The sequence below is a fragment of the Pseudobacillus wudalianchiensis genome, from assembly GCF_001685015.1.
Classification (GTDB): domain Bacteria; phylum Bacillota; class Bacilli; order Bacillales; family Domibacillaceae; genus Pseudobacillus; species Pseudobacillus wudalianchiensis.
In genome coordinates this window covers 390,546-410,069 of record NZ_MAYT01000012.1, presented here as the reverse complement: position 1 = coordinate 410,069, position 19,524 = coordinate 390,546, and the positions used below count along the sequence as shown (strand labels likewise).

At 44.9% G+C, this 19,524-nt stretch carries 20 protein-coding genes; 1 reads left to right on the top strand and 19 read right to left on the bottom strand.

What is annotated here, in order from left to right; all coding sequences use genetic code 11:
* Positions 1 to 113 precede the first annotated feature (113 nt).
* The 8 genes from lpdA to A8F95_RS09680 form a co-directional block, all read right to left on the bottom strand.
* Positions 114 to 1,529, bottom strand: a complete 1,416-nt coding sequence (lpdA, locus tag A8F95_RS09715; protein ID WP_065410320.1) for a dihydrolipoyl dehydrogenase — start codon at positions 1,527 to 1,529, stop codon at positions 114 to 116.
* Positions 1,530 to 2,741 (bottom strand): dihydrolipoamide acetyltransferase family protein, encoded by a 1,212-nt coding sequence (locus A8F95_RS09710; RefSeq protein WP_065410319.1) that lies wholly within the window; start codon positions 2,739 to 2,741, stop codon positions 1,530 to 1,532.
* A 152-nt stretch (positions 2,742 to 2,893) separates the two neighbouring features.
* Entirely contained in the window at positions 2,894 to 3,913 is a 1,020-nt protein-coding gene (locus A8F95_RS09705; protein ID WP_065410468.1) for an alpha-ketoacid dehydrogenase subunit beta, read from the bottom strand.
* A 7-nt stretch (positions 3,914 to 3,920) separates the two neighbouring features.
* Positions 3,921 to 4,976, bottom strand: a complete 1,056-nt coding sequence (gene pdhA / locus A8F95_RS09700; RefSeq protein WP_065410318.1) for a pyruvate dehydrogenase (acetyl-transferring) E1 component subunit alpha — start codon at positions 4,974 to 4,976, stop codon at positions 3,921 to 3,923.
* Positions 4,977 to 4,996: 20 nt separating this feature from the next.
* On the bottom strand, positions 4,997 to 6,139 hold the full coding sequence (locus A8F95_RS09695) for a Leu/Phe/Val dehydrogenase (protein WP_065410317.1): 1,143 nt from the start codon (positions 6,137 to 6,139) through the stop codon (positions 4,997 to 4,999).
* 334 nt (positions 6,140 to 6,473) lie between these two features.
* A complete protein-coding gene (locus A8F95_RS09690) occupies positions 6,474 to 6,929 on the bottom strand; it encodes an Lrp/AsnC family transcriptional regulator (RefSeq protein ID WP_065410316.1) in 456 nt (151 codons plus the stop codon).
* Positions 6,930 to 6,970: 41 nt separating this feature from the next.
* A complete protein-coding gene (locus A8F95_RS09685) occupies positions 6,971 to 8,314 on the bottom strand; it encodes a sodium-dependent transporter (RefSeq protein WP_065410315.1) in 1,344 nt (447 codons plus the stop codon).
* Positions 8,315 to 8,613: 299 nt separating this feature from the next.
* A complete protein-coding gene (locus A8F95_RS09680; RefSeq protein ID WP_065410314.1) occupies positions 8,614 to 9,588 on the bottom strand; it encodes an NAD(P)H-dependent flavin oxidoreductase in 975 nt (324 codons plus the stop codon).
* Positions 9,589 to 9,669: 81 nt separating this feature from the next.
* Here A8F95_RS09680 and A8F95_RS09675 point away from each other — a divergent pair, with 81 nt between their 5' ends.
* Entirely contained in the window at positions 9,670 to 10,188 is a 519-nt protein-coding gene (locus A8F95_RS09675; RefSeq protein ID WP_065410313.1) for a gamma carbonic anhydrase family protein, read from the top strand.
* Between the two features lie 134 nt (positions 10,189 to 10,322).
* Here A8F95_RS09675 and paaX read toward each other — a convergent pair whose 3' ends face one another.
* The 11 genes from paaX to paaB form a co-directional block, all read right to left on the bottom strand.
* Complete coding sequence (paaX, locus tag A8F95_RS09670; protein WP_049666767.1) at positions 10,323 to 11,219, bottom strand: phenylacetic acid degradation operon negative regulatory protein PaaX; 897 nt, start codon at positions 11,217 to 11,219, stop codon at positions 10,323 to 10,325.
* An 81-nt stretch (positions 11,220 to 11,300) separates the two neighbouring features.
* Complete coding sequence (locus A8F95_RS09665) at positions 11,301 to 12,077, bottom strand: enoyl-CoA hydratase-related protein (protein ID WP_065410312.1); 777 nt, start codon at positions 12,075 to 12,077, stop codon at positions 11,301 to 11,303.
* Positions 12,078 to 12,266: 189 nt separating this feature from the next.
* On the bottom strand, positions 12,267 to 13,472 hold the full coding sequence (locus tag A8F95_RS09660; protein WP_065410311.1) for a 3-oxoadipyl-CoA thiolase: 1,206 nt from the start codon (positions 13,470 to 13,472) through the stop codon (positions 12,267 to 12,269).
* On the bottom strand, positions 13,469 to 14,341 hold the full coding sequence (locus A8F95_RS09655; RefSeq protein WP_065410310.1) for a 3-hydroxyacyl-CoA dehydrogenase: 873 nt from the start codon (positions 14,339 to 14,341) through the stop codon (positions 13,469 to 13,471). Before A8F95_RS09655 ends, A8F95_RS09660 begins: the two co-directional genes overlap by 4 nt.
* 70 nt (positions 14,342 to 14,411) lie before the next feature.
* On the bottom strand, positions 14,412 to 15,929 hold the full coding sequence (locus tag A8F95_RS09650; protein ID WP_065410309.1) for an aldehyde dehydrogenase family protein: 1,518 nt from the start codon (positions 15,927 to 15,929) through the stop codon (positions 14,412 to 14,414).
* Between the two features lie 14 nt (positions 15,930 to 15,943).
* Positions 15,944 to 16,717, bottom strand: a complete 774-nt coding sequence (locus tag A8F95_RS09645; RefSeq protein WP_065410308.1) for an enoyl-CoA hydratase-related protein — start codon at positions 16,715 to 16,717, stop codon at positions 15,944 to 15,946.
* A gap of 14 nt (positions 16,718 to 16,731) precedes the next feature.
* Positions 16,732 to 17,508, bottom strand: coding sequence for an enoyl-CoA hydratase/isomerase family protein (locus tag A8F95_RS09640; protein ID WP_049664947.1), 777 nt, complete (start codon positions 17,506 to 17,508; stop codon positions 16,732 to 16,734).
* Positions 17,505 to 17,813 (bottom strand): EthD family reductase, encoded by a 309-nt coding sequence (locus A8F95_RS09635; protein ID WP_049664949.1) that lies wholly within the window; start codon positions 17,811 to 17,813, stop codon positions 17,505 to 17,507. The genes A8F95_RS09640 and A8F95_RS09635 overlap by 4 nt, the downstream gene beginning before the upstream one ends.
* Positions 17,814 to 17,831: 18 nt before the next feature.
* Positions 17,832 to 18,332 (bottom strand): 1,2-phenylacetyl-CoA epoxidase subunit PaaD, encoded by a 501-nt coding sequence (paaD, locus tag A8F95_RS09630; protein ID WP_049664950.1) that lies wholly within the window; start codon positions 18,330 to 18,332, stop codon positions 17,832 to 17,834.
* A 26-nt stretch (positions 18,333 to 18,358) separates the two neighbouring features.
* Positions 18,359 to 19,171: a 1,2-phenylacetyl-CoA epoxidase subunit PaaC gene (gene paaC, locus A8F95_RS09625; RefSeq protein WP_065410307.1), complete on the bottom strand. Its 813-nt coding sequence runs from the start codon at positions 19,169 to 19,171 to the stop codon at positions 18,359 to 18,361.
* Positions 19,168 to 19,512 (bottom strand): 1,2-phenylacetyl-CoA epoxidase subunit PaaB, encoded by a 345-nt coding sequence (paaB, locus tag A8F95_RS09620; RefSeq protein ID WP_065410306.1) that lies wholly within the window; start codon positions 19,510 to 19,512, stop codon positions 19,168 to 19,170. The genes paaC and paaB overlap by 4 nt, the downstream gene beginning before the upstream one ends.
* Positions 19,513 to 19,524 lie beyond the last annotated feature (12 nt).

Here is a 19,524-nt window from a genome sequence, read left to right as displayed (position 1 = left end):
TTGTTCTGTATGGCAGTTCGGTTGCTCACATTTATAAGGGTTTGTTTATCGTTCCGGCTGAGTTTTTCCTGCTAAAAAAAGCCGTTCCCGTAAAAGGAACAGCCTGACTGCTTTTATTTTTTCGGCACCATGTGAATCGCCTGTCCGATGAGGCCTTCGACTGCTTCAAGCAAGCCTTCGTTAAAACTTGGGTGAGCGTAGGCCGGAAATTTTACGTCTTCTTCTTTGGCGGCCATTTCAAGCAATTGTACGAATGTGCTGGATAATTCAACTGCTCCTTCGCCAATCATATGAACGCCGAGCATGATCTCGTTAGAAGCATCGGAAATCACTTTAACGAAGCCATCCTTTTTACCCATAATCATGGCGTAGCCATTTCCGCCAAGAGCAAACTGGCTGACACGGATGTCGATGCTAAGTTCGCGTGCCTGTTGTTCCGTTAATCCGACCGAGGCAATCGGCGGGATCGAGTGAGCGATGTTCGGCAAGAACGTTAAGTCTACTTCCGGCTTGCCGCCAGCGATCGCTTCTACTGCTCCCTTTCCTTGCTTGATCGCTTTAACTGCTAAAAGCGGACCTTCCGTTACGTCGCCAATCGCATAGATAGAAGGAATAGAAGACTGCATGTTTCCATTTATCTTCACAAACCCTTCGTCTGTTTGTTCGACACCAAAGCGGTTGAGGCCCAGATCTTGTACGTTCGGCTTGCGGCTGCCAGCGATAAATACATGAGAGCCGGTTAGTTCTTCTGCTTTTTCGCTAGTTGTCAACATGATACGTACGCCGCTTTCTGTTTCTTCCGCTGATTGAATAGCTGCTTCTTTTATCGTTTTGATCTTTTTCTTCTTAAGCAATCGGTTTAGTTCTTTATTGACTGACTCATCAAATGGAAAATCGGCTGCGTTTTCTAACAGGATCGTCACTTTAGTCCCTAAAGCGTGAAAGCTTGTCGCCACTTCAAGAGAAATATAGTCGTTGCCGTACACAATTAAATGTTCAGGCAGCTCCTGTAAATCAAAAATTTCATGGGAAAGTAAAATACGTTCACCGTTTTTCGATATTCCTTGTGGTAGAACTGGTGAGCTTCCTGTGGCGATAATTGCTTGCTTGAACACAAAAATATCAAATTGGTGGCCATTTTCAACACCGACACGATCTTCGGCAATGAAACCTGCTTTCCCTTTAATGACCTCTACTTTGCTCGCTTTGCAAAGGGCTTCTACGCCTTTTCGAAGCTGTTCTGTCACCTTCGACTTGTAAGAAAGCAGCTTTTCCACATTAAATGTGCTTTCTCCTGTTGAAAGGCCAAGCTCTTCCATATGGCTCATTTCTGACTGTTTTTTCGCTGCATATGTAAACACTTTAGACGGAATGCAGCCTTTATTTAAGCAAACACCGCCGAGATCCGCTTGTTCGATCAATGTGACCGGCAAACCGAGCTGGGCGGCCCGGATCGCCGCACTATAGCCGCCCGGTCCGCCGCCAATAATAACAAGATCTCTTTCCTGACTGATTTCTCCAACAACCATTTATATCATCTCCAGCATCAGTTTGTTCGGCTGCTCAATTAAGCTGGCAAACCGGTTCGTGAAGGCAACAGCTGTGGCTCCATCCGCAACGCGATGGTCAAATGACATAGACAGTGTCATCATATGGCCAATGACGATTTCATCATGCTCGTTAACGAGCGGCACCTTTTTCGTTTTATGGAACGCGATTAAAGCCGTTTCCGGATAGTTGATAATCGGTGTTGCCCCAATGCTGCCAAGCGGTCCGACGTTGCTGACAGTAAAGGTGCTGTTTTGGATATCCGCCGGCTTTAGCTTGCCTTCCCGTGCTTTTTCATTTAGCTGCTTAATATCATCATGAATCGTTTTAATGGACTTTTTATCAGCATCATGGACAACCGGAACGATTAAGCCGTCTTCCGTATCTACTGCCATACCGATATGGTACTCCTTCTTCAATAAAATCTTTTCATTTTCTTCATCAAGTTCGGCGTTGAATACCGGGAAGTCTTTTAACGCAATGACAAGCGCTTTGACAAAGAACGCCGGTACGGATACTGATACACCTGCCGCTTTCAATTCTCCTCGCAATTTAAGCAGGTTCGTCATGTTCACTTCATCAAAGTGAGTAACATGCGGAATCGTGAACAGTGATTTCGTCATCTTTTTCGCAATTTGCTTGCGCATGCCGCGGAATGGAATTTCATCCGGTGTTGTTTTCTGTCTGGAAAAAGACGCTTCAGCTGTTGGGGCTGTTTCTTTCTGTGGCTGTTGTTCTCCTTTTAAGAACCGGTACACATCTTCCTCTGTTACCCGGCCAGAAGGATCGGAAGGTGTCACATCTTCAATATTGATGTTGTTGTCGCGGGCGATTTTTCGTGTATATGGAGTGGCCAGCACACGGTTAAAAGAAGAAATAAAGGCTTTCTTCTCCTCTTTCTTTGCAGCCGGGACTTCTGTTTTCGGTGCTGTTTTTACTTCTGCCGCTGTCGGACTGCCTTCTCCTTCAATATACAGCAGCGTCGTGCCGACTTGAACCGTTGTACCTGTGTCAATCACGATTTCCTTTACCGTACCGGCGCCTGGTGATGGCAGCTCGGCTACCATTTTATCCGTCTGTACTTCAACAAGAGGCTGATCAGCCGTTACCCGATCTCCTGGTTTCACAAGATAATGAAGAATTTCGCCTTCCGTCATCCCTTCCCCAATATCATGCAGTTTCACTTCTAGCAATGCGTTCTCCTCCTTTATTTGAAAGTGTAAGGCGCTCGCTTAACGGCTTATAACCTCAGGCCGTTAGCACTTGGAACTAAATAAGTTTAAAAATGTAATCTTCTAAGATAAAAGCGTAAGGCGCCCGCTTAGTGGCGCCTTAAGCCGGAACATTAGAAATGAACAACTTTTTCAATGCCTTCCAATACACGTGCTGGTGTTGGAAGAAAGTCTTCTTCAAGAGCGAAGAATGGAACGGGGACGTCGAAGCCTGTAACGCGTTCGATTGGTGCCCGTAAGTGTAAGAAAGAGGTGTCGTTGATGATGGAGACAATATCATTGCCAAGCCCGCCCGTTAATTGGGCTTCATGGACGATGACGGCTCTGCCTGTTTTTTGAACAGATTCTGCAATAATGTCGCGATCAATCGGATACAGCGTGCGCAAGTCAATGATTTCACAGCTGATGCCTTTTTTCTCTGCTTGTTCGGCTGCCTTTTCGACAACTGTCATCATCGCACCCCAGGCGATCAGCGTGACATCTGTTCCTTCTTTTACTTTTTTCCCTTTGCCGATTTCCACTGTGTATTTTCCAGTCGGCACTTCTTCCCGCTTAGCGCGGTAGCTCTTCATCGGTTCTAGCATAATCACAGGATCCGGATCTTCCATCGCGGCGATCAGCAAGCCTTTTGCATCGTACGGAGTGGATGGGCATACGACCTTAATTCCCGGCATATGCGTGAAAAGTGTTTCCGTACTGTCGGAATGAATCTCCGGTGAACGAATACCGGCTCCATATGGTGCACGGATGACCATCGGTACGGTAAAATGCCCCATCGTTCTCATCCGGATACGAGAAACGTGTGTCATGATTTGCTCGTAGGCTGGATAAATAAAGCCAAGAAATTGAATTTCCGCAATCGGTTTAAACCCATTCACGGCAAGACCGATCGATGTTCCGATAATGCCGGCTTCTGCAAGCGGCGTATCCACCACGCGGTCGGCACCGAATTTTTCCTGAAGCCCTTCTGTAGCCCGGAACACTCCGCCATTTTTCCCGATATCTTCCCCAAGGATCATGACGCTGTCGTCTGTTTCCAACAAAGTCTTCATGCCATCATTTACGGCCTGCACAATCGTGAGAAATTGAGTCGTTTCCTTTTTTTGCGATACGTCTCTTACTTCCATTTCCATTGCCATTTTACCCCCTCCTCAAATGCGCGAGATAGGATTCCTTCTGGTCAGCAAGCTGAGCCGGCATTTCTGCATATACGTGGTCGAATAAATCTTCAACATTTGCTTTCGGATAGCTCTCCATTGCCTCGACAGCAGACTCTACTTCTGCCTTAATCTTTTCATCAATGCCTGCCATCCACGTTTCATCCCAGTAACCATGGTTCTTCATGAAACGCTCCATGCGCAAAAGTGGTTCCACGATGTCTTTTCCTTGGTCTTCTGGACGATATTTCGTCGGATCATCAGCTGTAGTATGGGCACCTGTACGCCATGTGACCGCTTCAATAAGTGTTGGGCCATTGCCGCTGCGTGCATAATCCAATGCTTTTTTCACTTCAAAATACACCGAGAAGCAATCGTTGCCATCAATGCGTACACCTGGAATGCCATAGGCGACGGCTTTTTGGGCAATCGTTTCCGAGTTCATCTGCTTTTCAATCGGGACCGAAATGGCGTAGCGGTTATTCTGGTTAAAAAAGACCGCCGGCACTTTAAACACGCTGGCAAAGTTTAACCCCTCGTGAAAGTCCCCTTCTGACGTAGCCCCGTCACCGAAGTAAGCGATCGCCGCGTTTTTCGTTCCTTTACGCCTTTCAGCCCAAGCGGCTCCTGCTGCATGCGGCAGCTGGGTTGCGATCGGTACAGCGGGCGGGAAAATCTTTTTTCCTTCCGGAGGCACACAGCCTTCAACCCGGCCGTTCCAGTAAAGATAGGTCTTAGTCATATCAGCGCCGAACGTCAGCTTTGCTCCGTGATCACGGTAAGTTGGAAACATCCAGTCGTCTGCCCCGAGTGCCAGTGCACTGCCGACTTGAGCAGCTTCCTGTCCTTCGAATGGGGCATACGTACCGAGACGGCCCTGACGCTGCAAGCTGATTGCTTTTCTATCAAACGTTCTGATTCTATGCATATGGTAATAAAGGGTTTTGACAAGCTCTTCATCTAGCTGTTCTTCATAAGAAGCGTCCACTAAATTCCCTTCATCATCGATAATTCTTTTGATTGGATATTGAGTCTTCATAGTATCCTCCCCGAACGATATTAGTTGCGAATATCCCACTTTGGCTTAACGGAAGAAGTGTAAAAGCTGTTTCTTCTGCCTCTAGCAGCCATTCTTTGCTCACACATTCTGTTCGCTGCTTCCATTGTCGTTACCCGATCAAGCTCAGCTTGCTGGTATACTTCTAAAATGGCATCGTAAATGTGCTTTGTTTTAGCAAGTACACGCTCTTTGTTCACTCCGTACAATTCATCGGCTACTTGAATGAGGCCGCCGGAGTTGATGATGTAATCTGGAGCGTAAAGAATGCCTTTATCCGCTAACTGTCTTCCATGCTCTTCTGTCAGCAGCTGGTTGTTAGCTGAACCTGCGATCGCTTTTACCTTGAACTGCTTCATCGTCTCGTCATTGACTACTCCGCCAAAGGCACATGGAACGAAAACATCCGCTTCCCGGGAGTAAATTTCATCGCTGGCTACTACCGTTACGGAACCCGGTGTCTCCTTCGCTTTTTCTTGAATCATTTGTAAGCTCTGCTCGTTAATGTCTGTCACGAACAGATGAGCTCCTTCTTCCAGCAAGCCTTCTGCCACTTTGTAGCCTACTTTGCCGAGTCCTTGAATCGCATAGGTGACTCCGCCTAAATCGTCTTTGCCAAATAGCATTTTGTTCGTTGCTTTAATGCCGTATAGAACACCCATGGCTGTTGGGATGGAAGAATCGCCGCCACCGCCGTATGCTTCCGGCACACCAACGATGCAGTTCGTTTCTTTCATCGCATGAATGAAATCCTCCATGTTCGTTCCCATATCTGTACCTGTGTAGAAGCGGCCGCCAAGAGAATCAACAAATTGGCCAAAAGCTCGGAATAATTCAGGAGATTTATCTTTTTGCGGGTCACCGATAATGACTGCCTTTCCGCCGCCAAAGTCTACATCGGACGCTGCACACTTATAGCTCATTCCTTTGGAAAGACGAAGAGCATCCTCGAGCGCTTCCTCGACGCTGTTGTAAGGCTGCATCCGGCAGCCGCCCAGCGCAGGACCGAGTGTAGTGTCATGAATCGCGATGATCGCCTTTAGTCCTGTTGCCGGGTCGTTACAGAAAACAACCTGTTCATGCTCAGACATTTTTTCAAAAAGAGTAAAATCTTCTGTGATAGAGGTTTTTTTTACTAGACTCATATTCAATCCCTGCTTTCGTTATGAATAGTTAAGCGCTTTCACTTGACACGATCAAAAGAGCGCTGGCCCCTTTGTCATTCTCTATATTTGTAAGCCCTTTCATAAAGAGGCCAAGAAATAGGTTCTAAAGGCACTTTGTTACTTTAATTATAAAAGGTTAATTCCAATATATACATATCAATACGATTGAATTTTCAGGCTTTTGTTTACTTTTTGTATGTATTTTCTTTTATCCCTCTTCACTTTGTAAAACGCTTTCATTTCCATAAAAAAGAACCCCTTTAATCTAAGTTAAAGGGGTTTCAGCAGTTGTTTTAGATATAGCATGCCCAATTTAAGGCCATTCCTGCTCTTCATCAGACGGCAAAATAATTTTTTCAGGAACAGGTGACTTGAGCACAATGGACGTATGAATAATCCCAAACTGAATTAAGTAATCAATCAGTTTATTTAAATGCTCCATGTCATTAACGGCGGCTTTTAGTAAATAATTCACGGTTCCAGTCAAGCGATGACATTCAATAATGTCCGGATGGTTACACGTCATATCCTCAAATACGTCATAAGGAACGCTGACCTCGCTCACTTGGATGAATAAAAGAATGTTGCGGCCGACAGCATTAGGAGATACTCTTGCGCTTATTTTATCAATAACGCCCTTTTCCATTAATCTAGTGAACCGTTCCGCTACACTTGGCCGGCTGAGAGAGAGCTTCTTCGATAAATCACTTAATGTAATCCTGCCGTCTTCCTGGAGAGTCTTTAGTAACTGAATATCTATTTCATCCATATGCTCACCTTCACACCCTTTTGTCACGTTAAGTCTAGCTCTTAAATAATGCCAAGTACGTCTAAGTACACAATAATAATTGCCACGGGCGCTAAATATTTAATTAACAGGAACCAAGCAGCAAAAATCTTTTTCCCGATAGAGGATCCAGAAGAAAGCTCCTCCAGCAATCTTTGCTTTGGTATTTTCAACGGAACGAAAATAGCAATTAACAAGGCACCCAGCGGCATTAACAAGTTACTGACGAGAAAATCAGATGCATCGAAAATTGATTTATTAAAGATTAGTATATCGCTCCACACCCCAAATGATAAAGCAGAAGGAACACCTACGATGAAAATAAGCAAACCGATGATCCATGAGAATTTCATCCGCTTGCTGTCATTTCCTTTAGCCAGAACGGCAACAATGATTTCCAGCATCGAAAAAGCCGATGTTAAAGTCGCGAATAAGAATAACACTAAAAAGGCGATTAAGAACAAAACGCCAAATGGAATTTGGTTGAACACAGTTGGCAATACGTTGAACAATAAAACTGGACCGGCATCTGGTTTTAAACCGAATGAGAAAACGGCCGGAAAAATAGCGAGTCCTGCTAAAATCGCGACAAGCAAATTCAGCACGACGATCGAAATAGCGGATTGGGGAATGCTTTCCTTTTTAGATAAGTAAGAGCTGTATGTCACCATAACGGACACCCCGACGCTCAGTGCGAAGAAAGACTGCCCCATCGCAAACAGGATCGTTTCTGACGTGATTTTTCCTATATCCGGCTTTAAGAAAAATTCAATCCCTTCCATTGCTCCATCAAGCGTCACAGAACGCAAAATGATTAACAAAAATAAAATAAACAAAGCCGGCATCATAAATTGACTTGCCTTTTCAATTCCGGCTGTTACTCCTTTGGATACAACATAAATCGTAATCACCATAAAGAGAAGCTGAGCTAATACGGCTAACAGCGGATTGGAAATCGTTTCGCCGAACAAAGCACCATATTGAGCTTCTGACAATCCGCTTAAGTCTCCGGTAAAGCCTTTAAAAATATAGATTAATATCCATCCGCCTACTACACTATAAAACGACAATAGGACAAAACATGTAAAAATACCGAGACGTCCAATAAAATGCCAGGATGAGTTCGGTGCCAACTCCTTATAAGATTCAATTGCATCCTTCTGAGTGCTTCTTCCGATGATAAATTCCCCGATCAGAAGCGGCAAACCGACAAGCAGTGTAAAGAGGATAAAAATTAAAAGAAAAATTCCTCCTCCGCTCGTGCCAGCTACGTAAGGGAATTTCCAAATAGCCCCTAGTCCGATAGCCGAACCAGCTGCTGCTAGAATGAATCCCAGCTTCGATGACCACTGTTCTTTCTGTTCCATTTTTTCACCCCATAAAGTTTTTAAAATCAGAAAACGCTTACATTCTTTTCTTTTGCATTACCCAATTTATGTATAACGTTATTCATACGCCATTTTACCAATCGGTAATATTCCAGTCAACAATGTTTTTAGAAAAATCTTTCTCTTGCAAAATTACAGTCATTTTTCCGATAAAAAAAGAGAGTGGTTGATCCCCTCTCCCTTGAAAAGCTTTTTCGATAAAATGATTTCACTTCTCATAACGATTCACCTGAACATATTACCACGAATGCTTCCTTGTCGGCAATAGTGTGGACTGTTTATTTTTCCGCTCTTAGCCTAATCTCTTTTAATTCTTGGGCTGAGCGATTCAACTGTTCATCGGCTTCTTCGATCATTCTTTCTAGCAGTTCTTTGACAGTCGGCACATCCTCAATCAAGCCGGCAATTTGACCGCTGTTAATAAAGCCATTTTCCATATCGCCTTCCACAGCTCCTTTAATATGCTTTTCTTCTGATGTCCATTCCGCATATTGTTCCAATGTCATTCCTGCTTGTTCCCGTTCGTTCAGTTGTTTAGCATAAGGCGTTTTTAGAATTCTTCTTACCCGGCCAACACTCCGGCCAAAAATCATCGTTTCAGTGTCGCCTGCACCTACTAAATTATGCTTGTACACTTCATGAAACGGAGCTTCCTTCGTCGCAATTAGCCGGGTTCCCATTTGTACCCCGCTCGCTCCAAGCATGAGAGCAGCCGCTAATCCTTTGCCATCCCCAATTCCTCCAGCGGCCAGTACCGGCACCTTCACATGCTTAACAATTTGCGGGATAAGCGTAAAGGTCGTCAGTTCAAGGCTGGAGTTAATGCCAGCGGCCTCAAAGCCTTCCGCCACAAGAACATCCGCTCCGGCAGCTTCCGCTTTTTGCGCATGTTTTACCGAAGCGACAAGCGTAATGACTTTTATTCCGTGCTCATGAAGCACTGGAATAAACGGGGCTGGATTCCCAGCTGACAATGAAACAACAGGAATTTTATGTTGAATCACGAGCTCAATCAACTCTTTCGTATATGGCGATACGCTGAGCGCGATATTGACCGCAAAGTTTTTCTTCGTGCGCTGTTGTGTTTCTAGAATAATTTTTTCTACTTCATCCGGCGTCATCGTACCGCAGCCAATCGTGCCGAGGCCGCCTGCTTCCGAGACGGCTGCTGTCAGCTGGGCATTGCTGATATTGCCCATTCCCCCTTGAATAATCGGGTAGTCAATCTGGAGTAATTCACAAACATCTTTCATTTTTTCTCCTCCTCTTAAAAGAAATGTTATAATAAATAAAAAAGAAAAACAATTGCGTAAATTTATATTTGGAGGGATTCCATGATTGTTGCGTATAACGGAAAAAAACCTGAATTAGATGAAACAGTATTCGTTGCTCCAGGAGCCTATCTCATCGGCGATGTTCACATCGGTGCGGAATCGACCATTTGGTTTAATGCGGTGCTCCGCGGAGATGAAGGATCGATTACAATCGGCAAACGCTGCAGCATTCAAGATAATTCAACGATTCACTTATATGAAGAGGCACCAGTAGTCGTAGAAGATGAAGTAACAGTCGGCCACAACGTTATTTTACATGGCTGCAAAATAGGGAAGCGCTCTATTGTCGGCATGGGCTCTACTATTCTCGATCATGCTGAAATTGGCGAAGAATGCATTATTGGAGCGAACACGTTAATTCCAAGCGGCAAGAAAATCCCACCGCGCTCGCTCGTCGTAGGTTCGCCGGGAAAAGTCGTACGTGAATTAAACGACAAAGACTTCGAGCTTATCCAGCTTTCGATCGATACATATGTCCAAAAAGGCTATGAATTCAGCGAAATCTTTAAGAAGGACTAAGTCCATCACTCATGTTTTCGTGGTTTGAGTGAATATTCGACATGATCACGATCACAAATCCACCCATTCCGCTCATTCCCCATCATTTTGCTCGTAAAAAAGAGAAAGGCGCTATTTTGAGCGCCTTTCTCTTTTTATTTTTGGTATGCGCTCTGATTTACAATGTACGGATGATCCGCGGCATCATATGATTTATCCTTGCGGCGCATATCGTTGTCTTCACGGAACACTTCCTCGAAAAAGCGGCTGGCTGGTTCTGCGAGCAATTTATAATACTGCGCGAACAAAAGAGCAGCGTGATCGCCGTTCCACATAGACGGCAGCAGCTCTTTTGGCAGTCCCGGATCGGTAAAAAGAAATTTACGGTATTCATGAACGAGGTTTGTCCGTTCTACAAAGCATTCCGCATCGGTCATTTGCCCGCTCGCCATCGCGCTTTGATGGATGATATACCGTTTGCTGTATGTCGAAATAAACTCTTCATACTTTCCTTCAATTTCATCAAGCGGCCAGCTTTTTTCAACGAGCGCGCGGTCTTCCTGCGGCCCTTTATAATCCGCGACAAATAAATCGACATACTCACTAATGTCGTATTTCTCTACGAGCATCTTCACTTCTTTTTCAAGGTTATTCGGTGAAATCCAACAGCCATTGGAAAAGCTCCCAAACCCGCTCCATAACAGCTCTTTTCGTAATTCATCACGAATCTGCCTTTTTTCCTCCGGGATGGTATACATCAGCATCCGCCATTTGCCGTCCCAATCGTGCGCTTGTAATTTAAAAATTCGGCGGGCCGCTTCTTCCATACGCACTTCGCCTCTCGGTGTCAGGAAATAGTAACTCTTATTTCCCTTCTTCTCCGACTGAATCCACCCCTGCTTCACCATTCGTGAAACGGCTACACGAACTGATTGCTCGTTATGGCCAAATTCTTTCAATACACGAATTAAGCTGCCAATCCAAATTTTGTTGCCATAATGGCGAATGTAATCGCCGTAAATGGTGAAAATCATTGATTGTGTGTTCGCCATCTCTCCCACTCTTTCTCCCTTGATCGTTTGCATCACTTTCCTTTTATTTCTCTTATTATAACGTGATATTAGGAAAAAAGCTTATTTTCCTGTGAATTTCGGACTTCTTTTTTCACTAAATGCTTGAAGTGCTTCTAAGCGGTCTTCTGTTGGAATCGTTAATTCGTATGCTTTCGATTCAATCGCAAGACCCGTCTGCAGGTCCGTGTTCATTCCTTGGGTAATCGCGTATTTTGCTTGTTTCAGCGCGACGGGACCGTTTTTCATCATATCCGCAGCAAGCTGTTCGCAAGCAGTCATAAGCTCTTCCTTCTTCACTACTTTTAATACAACCCCAAGCTGCTGCCCTTCCTCGGCTGTAAATTTCTTAGCGGTAAAAATTAATTCTTTCGCTTTCATTTCGCCGACAAGTCTTGGCAGGCGCTGTGTGCCACCAGCTCCCGGGATAATCGCCCAGCTCGTTTCCGTTAATCCCATCATGGCACCTTCTACTGCAATTGGAAAATCGCAAGCGATCATTAATTCAAAACCGCCGCCAAGGGCATAACCATTTACCGCAGCAATGGTCGGCTGCGGCAGGGCAGCGATGCTATTAAAGACGTCCCGAATCGCTTTTACATTGCGGCGTACTTCCGTTTCTGTTAATGTTTTGCGCTCCTTTAAATCCGCGCCAGCACTAAATGCTTTTTCGCCCGCACCGGTAAAAATAACGACTTTTACTTCTGGATCAATCGAAATTTCATCTGTTACTTCCTGCAGATGTTTTAGTGTCTCGTAGTTAAAGCAGTTCAGCGCTTTTTCGCGGTTAATCGTTACATAAGCAATGTTATTTTCTTTCGTATATAAAACAGTCGACATGTTCATTCTCCCTTTCTATAGAAAAAAGCTGTCCAACGCCTGCCGCTGCTCTTCCTTTTCTTTAACAGAAAAGAGCTCTGGCGCCTGAAGGACAGCCTGTTTATCGAGTGATCCTATTTATCCCAGATTGTAGACAAACGCTTTCAATCAGCCTAAGAGCCTAGAAATCGATCTCTTCTACATTCCTCATTAGTCGTTTATATTTTCTACGATCGCAGCAATCCCTTGACCAACACCAATACACATAGTCGCTAAGCCGTATTTTTCATCACGTTTTTTCATTTCATATAGAAGCGTCGTTAAAATACGAGCGCCGCTCGCGCCAAGCGGATGGCCAAATGCAATGGCACCTCCGTTGACATTTACTTTGCTTTGGTCAAGCTCTAATTGACGGATACATTCAAGTGATTGAGAAGCAAACGCTTCATTCAACTCAATTAAGCCTAAGTCTGCCACTGTAAGGCCAGCACGGCTCAGTGCTTTTCTTGATGCGTAAATTGGTCCAAGACCCATCACGGCAGGCTCTAGACCCGCCGTTGCCCCTGTCACGTATTTGGCAAGCGGCTTCAGATTCAGTTCCTTTGCTTTTTCGGCACTCATGAGAATCAAAGCAGAAGCTCCGTCGTTTACACCAGAAGCATTTCCAGCTGTAACCGTACCGCCTTCAAACAACGCTCTTAACTTGCCTAGTTTTTCAAGACTTGTATCTGGACGCGGATGCTCATCGGTATCCACTACCACTTCATTGCCTTTTCGATCTTTGTAGATGACCGGCACGATTTCTTCTGCAAAGCGATTTTCTTCCATTGCTTTTTTCGCGCGCTGCTGGCTTTCAAATGCAAATTTATCCTGGGCTTCACGAGAAATGTTATAGCGCTGTGCTACATTTTCTGCTGTTTGCGGCATAGAATCTGTACCGTACATTTCGTGAAGCTTTGGATTCGTGAAGCGCCAGCCAATCGTCGTATCCTGCAATTCCATATTTCCACGCGGGAAGTCCTTATCAGGCTTTGCCATGACGAGCGGTGCACGTGTCATGCTTTCTGTTCCACCGGCGATAAAGATATCTCCTTCACCAACGGCAATCGCTCTGGCAGCATACATGACAGCATCAAGCCCTGAACCACACAGACGGTTCACTGTTGTTCCGCCTACTTCTACTGGAAGGCCAGCAAGAAGCGCGGACATTCTAGCGACGTTGCGGTTGTCTTCGCCTGCCTGGTTAGCGTTGCCGAAAATAACTTCTTCAATTTGCTCAGGCGGAAGATTTGGATTTCTTTCAAGTAACGCTTTAATCACGACGGCACCAAGATCATCAGGTCTGACGTCTTTTAAAGCCCCTTTATATCTCCCAATCGGTGTGCGGACTGCATCAACAATGACTACTTCTCTCATTTTTTTACCAACTCTTCCTTGTTCGTATAATCGTAAACGCCTTTTCCGCTCTTGCGGCCAAGTCTTCCCGCTTTAACATACTGTTCAAGAAGCGGTGCCGGACGGTATTTTTCGCCAAGCTTTTCATGCAAATATTTTAAGTTGTTCAAGCGGGCATCTAAACCAACAAGGTCAACTAATTCAAATGGACCCATTGGGTAATTTAAGCCTAGCTTGATCGCTTTATCGATTTCTTCTGGTGTACCGAGTCCTTCTTGCAGCATATAAAATGCTTCATTCCCCACTAATGCACTGATTCGGCTTGTCACGAATCCAGGGAATTCGTTAATCACGACTGTTTCCTTACCCATCTTCTCGGCTACTTCTTTAATAACAGCGGCTGTTTCATCGCTTGTTTCTAAACCACGGATAATTTCAACGAGCGGCATTTTGTGTACCGGATTGAAAAAATGCATCGCAATTGTTTTTTCCGGGCGCTTAGCAAATGAAGCAATTTCGGTCGGGCTCATTGTAGAAGTATTCGTTGCAAAGAAGCAATGCTCCGGTGCATGCTCTTCAATCGTTTCAAATACTTGCTTTTTAATTTCCACTTTTTCAGGAACCGCTTCAATCATTAAATCAGCGGCAGCTGCTACTTGTACCAGGTCTCTTTCATAGCTTAAATTCTTGCGTGCTTGCTCAGCGGCTTCGGCTGTAATTTTCCCTCGCGCTACACCTTTTTCAAAAATTGCATCAATCTCCTGCTTAGCATTTTGCAAAGCAGCTTCATTAATATCTACCACTGTTACTGAGTAACCGCCGACAGCTCCAACATAAGCAATTCCTCTGCCCATCACGCCAGAACCGACGACTCCAATACGGTTGATCATGTTGTTCTCCCCCTTATGCGTGAAAACGGACAAGAGGCCTGAATGCCACCTGTCCGTCTTCCTCAATAAATTAAACTCCTAATGGATTGATCGGACGGCTGCCATAGTAAGACAGGATGCTCTTCGTTTCTGTGTAGAGATCCAGTGACTCAATGCTTAGCTCGCGGCCAAAGCCGGATTGTTTGTATCCGCCGAATGGTGTGCCTGGGAACGCAGAGAACGGACAGTTAATCATCACGATTCCTGCTTGGATTTGATTCGCTACTCGAGTTGCGCGAGCACCGTCTTTTGTCCAGATCGCAGAACCGAGGCCAAACTCAGTGTCATTCGCCAGTCTGATCGCTTCTTTTTCATCTTTAAACTTCATGACAACAACAACTGGACCAAAGATTTCTTCTTTTACAACTTTCATATCATGGTTCACATTGGCAATAACCGTCGGCTCATACCAGAAGCCGTTTTCATAGCCTTCAGGCTGTGCTACCTTTCCGCCAGCAAGGATTTCCGCGCCTTCTTCGATAGCAGACTTCACATAGCCGTCAACTGTATCAAGCTGGCCTTGGTCAATGATCGCCCCCATATGTGTGCCTTTATCAAATGGATCGCCAAGCTTAATATTTTTCGCTTTCTCAACGAACTTGCTCACGAACTCATCATAAATGTCTTCATGAACATACAGGCGGGAACGCGCCTCACAAGATTGCCCGCTATTATAGAAGATTCCGAATAATGAACCGTCTACTGCCGCGTCAATATCTGCATCGGCAAATACGAGATTAGGAGATTTACCGCCAAGTTCAAGAGTTACACGTTTTAATGTTTGAGAAGCTTTCGCCATAATATCTTTTCCGATTGGTGTAGAACCTGTGAACGCTACTTTGTCTACTTGCGGATGTCCTACTAAATAGTCGCCCACTTCTGCTCCAGATCCCGGAACGATATTGACAACACCTGCAGGAACGCCTGCTTCTTGACAAATCTCTCCAAGAACAATTGTTGTTAACGGAGTAAGAGAAGCTGGCTTCACGATAACGGAACAGCCAACAGCGATAGCAGGAGCAATTTTCCAAGCAGCCATCATCATTGGATAGTTCCATGGAGTAATTTGCGCACAAACGCCAACCGGTTCTTTTTCAGTATAGTTATGGAATTGTCCAGGGACATTGTTCACTGTGCCGCGATGGCCAACGATCGCTCCAGCGTAAAATTCAAAGTCTTCAATCGCCTGTGTGATTTGTCCTTGGGCAGCGTGGATTGTCTTACCTGTATCAAGAACTTCCAATTCAACAAGCTCGTTAAAACGAGAGCGCATAATAGCTGCGATTTTGTTCAACACTTGCGCACGACGGCCAACAGGATACTTCTTCCACTTGCCGTTATCAAATGCTTCGCGTGCTGCTGCAACCGCTTTTTCAGTATCTTCTTTAGATGCTTTTGCTACTTCAGCTACTAATTCACCAGTTGCCGGATTGTATGTCTTGATCGTTTCACCTGTGCTGCTTTTTACTTTCTCGCCATTGATGATTAAATGATAAAAGTCGCGTTTGACCGCTTCTTGTTCTACTTTCGTTTCTTGAGTCGTTGACATAAGTTCCACTCCCTTTATTTTCCTGAGAAAACAGGTTTTCTTTTTTGCAAAAATGCTTCGACGCCTTCACGATGGTCAGCCGTTAATCCTGCTGTCCGCTGTCCTTGCGCTTCCTGCTCAAGGTAGTCTTCAAAAGAAAGCACTGAAGCGGCTTTTAATGATCGTTTAATTAAGCCGATTGCCTTTGTCGGCATAACGGCAAGACGGGCTGCAAATGCACTCACTTCGTCTTCAAATGCTTCAGCAGGAATCAGTTGATTAGCAAGGCCAAGCTCTGCTGCTTGCGCGGCTGACACTTTCTCTCCCAAAATCGATAATTCAGCTGCTTTTGCTGGGCCGACTAGCTGTGTAAGAAAATAGAGATTGCCGGAGTCAGGGATCAGTCCTACGTGAATAAAAGCGTTTATGAAACTTGCTTTTTCTGAAACAAGCCTAAAATCACAAGCGAGCGCAAGAGAAAATCCTGCACCAGCCGCTACTCCATTCACAGCAGCTATAATCGGCTTTTCACATTGTCTGATTTGTTTCACCATTGGACCGTAATGCTTTCTTAATACGTCACCGTGGTCCATACTTTCATCGACTTCTGATAAATCCTGGCCAGAACAAAATGCCCGCCCTTCCCCTGTGATCACGATGCAGCGAACCTCGTCATTCTGTGAGGCAGCTTTTACTGCATCTTTAATCTCACGGTTCATCTGCGCTGTAAAGGCGTTTAATTTGTCAGGTCTATTTAAAAATAACCAGGCCACTCCGTCTTTTACGTCGTAACGGATCGTTTCAAACATTCGACAAAGCCTCCTTACTTTCCTTTATAATTCGGTTTTCTCTTTTCAACAAACGCATTCATGCCTTCTTTTTGATCCTGTGAAGCAAACAACAGGTAGAAGTTTTTCCGTTCATACTGCATGCCTTCATACAGTGAATAATCTACTGCCTTGTTGACCGAATCTTTGATGAGTCGTACGGAAAGAGGCGGCTGTTTTGCGATTCTGCCTGCGAATTTCATCGCTTCTTCCATCAACAGCTCTGGTGCCACAATTTTATTAATCACACCGTGGGCGAGAGCGGCTTCTGCAGGAATCCGCTCACCTGTCCATAGCCATTCCAGTGCTTTCGTGCGGCCAACGAGCTTTGTCAGCCGCTGTGTGCCGCCTGCGCCCGGCATAACACCGATCGATACCTCAGGGAAAGAAAACTCTGTACCAGCCGCTGCAATTAAAATGTCACAGCTAAGAGCTAGTTCGAATCCACCACCAAATACAAACCCTTTAACAGCACCAATGATCGGCTTTTTCACTAATGACAGTCTGTCCCAATCTGCAAACTGATTTAATAACTCAAGACGGATCGGATCATCTTCTGCCATTTCGTCAATGTCAGCACCTGCTGAGAAAGAATGGCCTTTTCCTGTTAAGACGATGACGCGCACTTCTTCGTCACGGTCGAATGTTTCGATCGCTTCCACGATCTCACTAACCATTTTGCGGTTCAGCGCATTTAACTGGCGGGGGCGGTTTAATTCGACAACCGCCGTTCCGCTTGTTACAGATGTTTCGATAAATTCAAAGCGGCTCATTCCACTTCCTCACCGATCATCAATGTAACGAGATCACCTGCAAATCCCATTAAGTCTTTGCCAGAAGCTTTTCCTTCATCGGAGCGCATGCCATTCTTTAAATCTTCCATGCTGTCATAGATCATTTCGCACATCAGATAATGTTCTGGTTCGCCGCCTGTCATAACATTTTTGTTGAATCTTGTTACTTTCATTTCACGAAGTCCAGGAATCTTCGCTGTGATCGGTCCATGAACATTGAAATAATGCTCGTCGAATTGTTCTTTATCTTTTGGTTGCTTATATAACGCCACTACTTTTGCCATTGTCTATCCCCTCCACTTTTACATCATTGTTGAAACAGGTTTCATTGCTTCAAATGGGTTTTTGCAGCTCTTGCAGTATAAAATGCTTCTGCAGGCTGTTGGCCCAAAGATATTTTCCATGGTGACATAGGTGGAACCACAGTACGGACAATCTACATGCCATGAGCCGTCCTCTTCAAAGTGCTCCGGCGGCGGGGCAATTCCGAAGGCGCGCAAGCCTTTGTGCCCTTCGTCTGTAATCCGGTCCGATGTCCACGGCGGGTGAAAAACAAATTCCACCTCAACTTCATCTACAAAGGAAAGTTCTTTGACGGCGTTCACAGTGTTCTTTTTAATGATTTCTAACGCCGGACACCCTAAAAATGTCGGCAGAAGAACGACTTTGACACGGCTTCCTTCTGTGATGACTTCTTCTACCATTCCGAGATCAATAACACTGACTGTATCAATCTCCGGATCTTTTACATTTGTTAGTGCCTCATATACTTGTTTGTTAGCAGATTCTATGGATGTATTCATTAAGGCCACCTCTTTTCGGTGTTAAATTACCAAGCGGCTACAGGGTCCAATCTATATACTTCGGAAAGAGTGGATAGGGCCGTTGTTAAATCTTCTGTATGCTCCCCGTTGCGTCCGTTTTTAGCTGGCGCTTCAGGAATTGCCGGTACGGCCAAGCCAAGAGATTCAAAAATCGGTGCCATGTTCGCTTTCCATCTATCTTTCAATTCTTCTTCGCTGGCAATCAGATTGTTGCTTTCAATAGCCGCTTTATCATTACCATACGAGAAAACGTCTCCAAAATCCTTCATTACAAGATCAATTGCGTCGTTCATTTTTTGTTTTGCTTCGTCTGTCGAGCTTAACAATTGAACAAACCATGTTTTCCAGTGCAATAAGTGATAGTAAAGTTCCATGTTCACTTTTACCGCTGTTTCTGCAAGCGGCTGATAAGAGCTTTGACGTAAAGAATCCACTTTCACTTTTTTCGCCTGCGAGTAAAAGAAGTTTCTCACGACAGCATAAGCCCAATCGTATTGAGGTGTTTCCATGTAATATCCTTCACCGTTCACACGTTCAGCCAGTATGCTGTTTTTTCTTTCCTGAGCCGGACGAAGGTGGGCAAGATCATCCGCTTTTCCTGCTCCTACTTCTTCAAGAAGCGTATAATACATTGCCGCGTGTCCCATCGTATCCTGGCTGATAGAGGAAGAAGCAACGTCTTCCTCAATGTGAGGAGCGAGTCCGAGCCACTCAGAGCCCCGATAAGAAATTAAGAAGTCGTCATCTGCTAATTGAAATAACAGATTCGTTACTGCTTCTTTATATTCCGGGCTTAATACGTTTTCTGTGCTGCTCATTTGCCGTCGCCTCCCCATGACAAGATTTCTTTTTCATCGAGCATTTGTTGTTCGTAGTGACGCCACTTTTTCTTTAAGTAGCCATAGCCTTTTGTTGTGCGGTATTCTTTATTGTCTAATCGTCCTAGTGTTAATTTTTCCTCGGCATCCATTGCCCGGATATGCTTTCGATTGACGATCCAGATGTCAGCAACCGGCTCGCGGCGCATAAAGTTTTCTTGGGCCATGACGAGTGCCATGTCTTCGTTCGGGGCAAGCAGGCTGAACTGATGCTGGAATGCAGAGCTCGGCGTCCGCTTACTGAATACTTCATATTCTTGGTAAAATGTTTTTTCTGCCATTTTTCTTCTGCT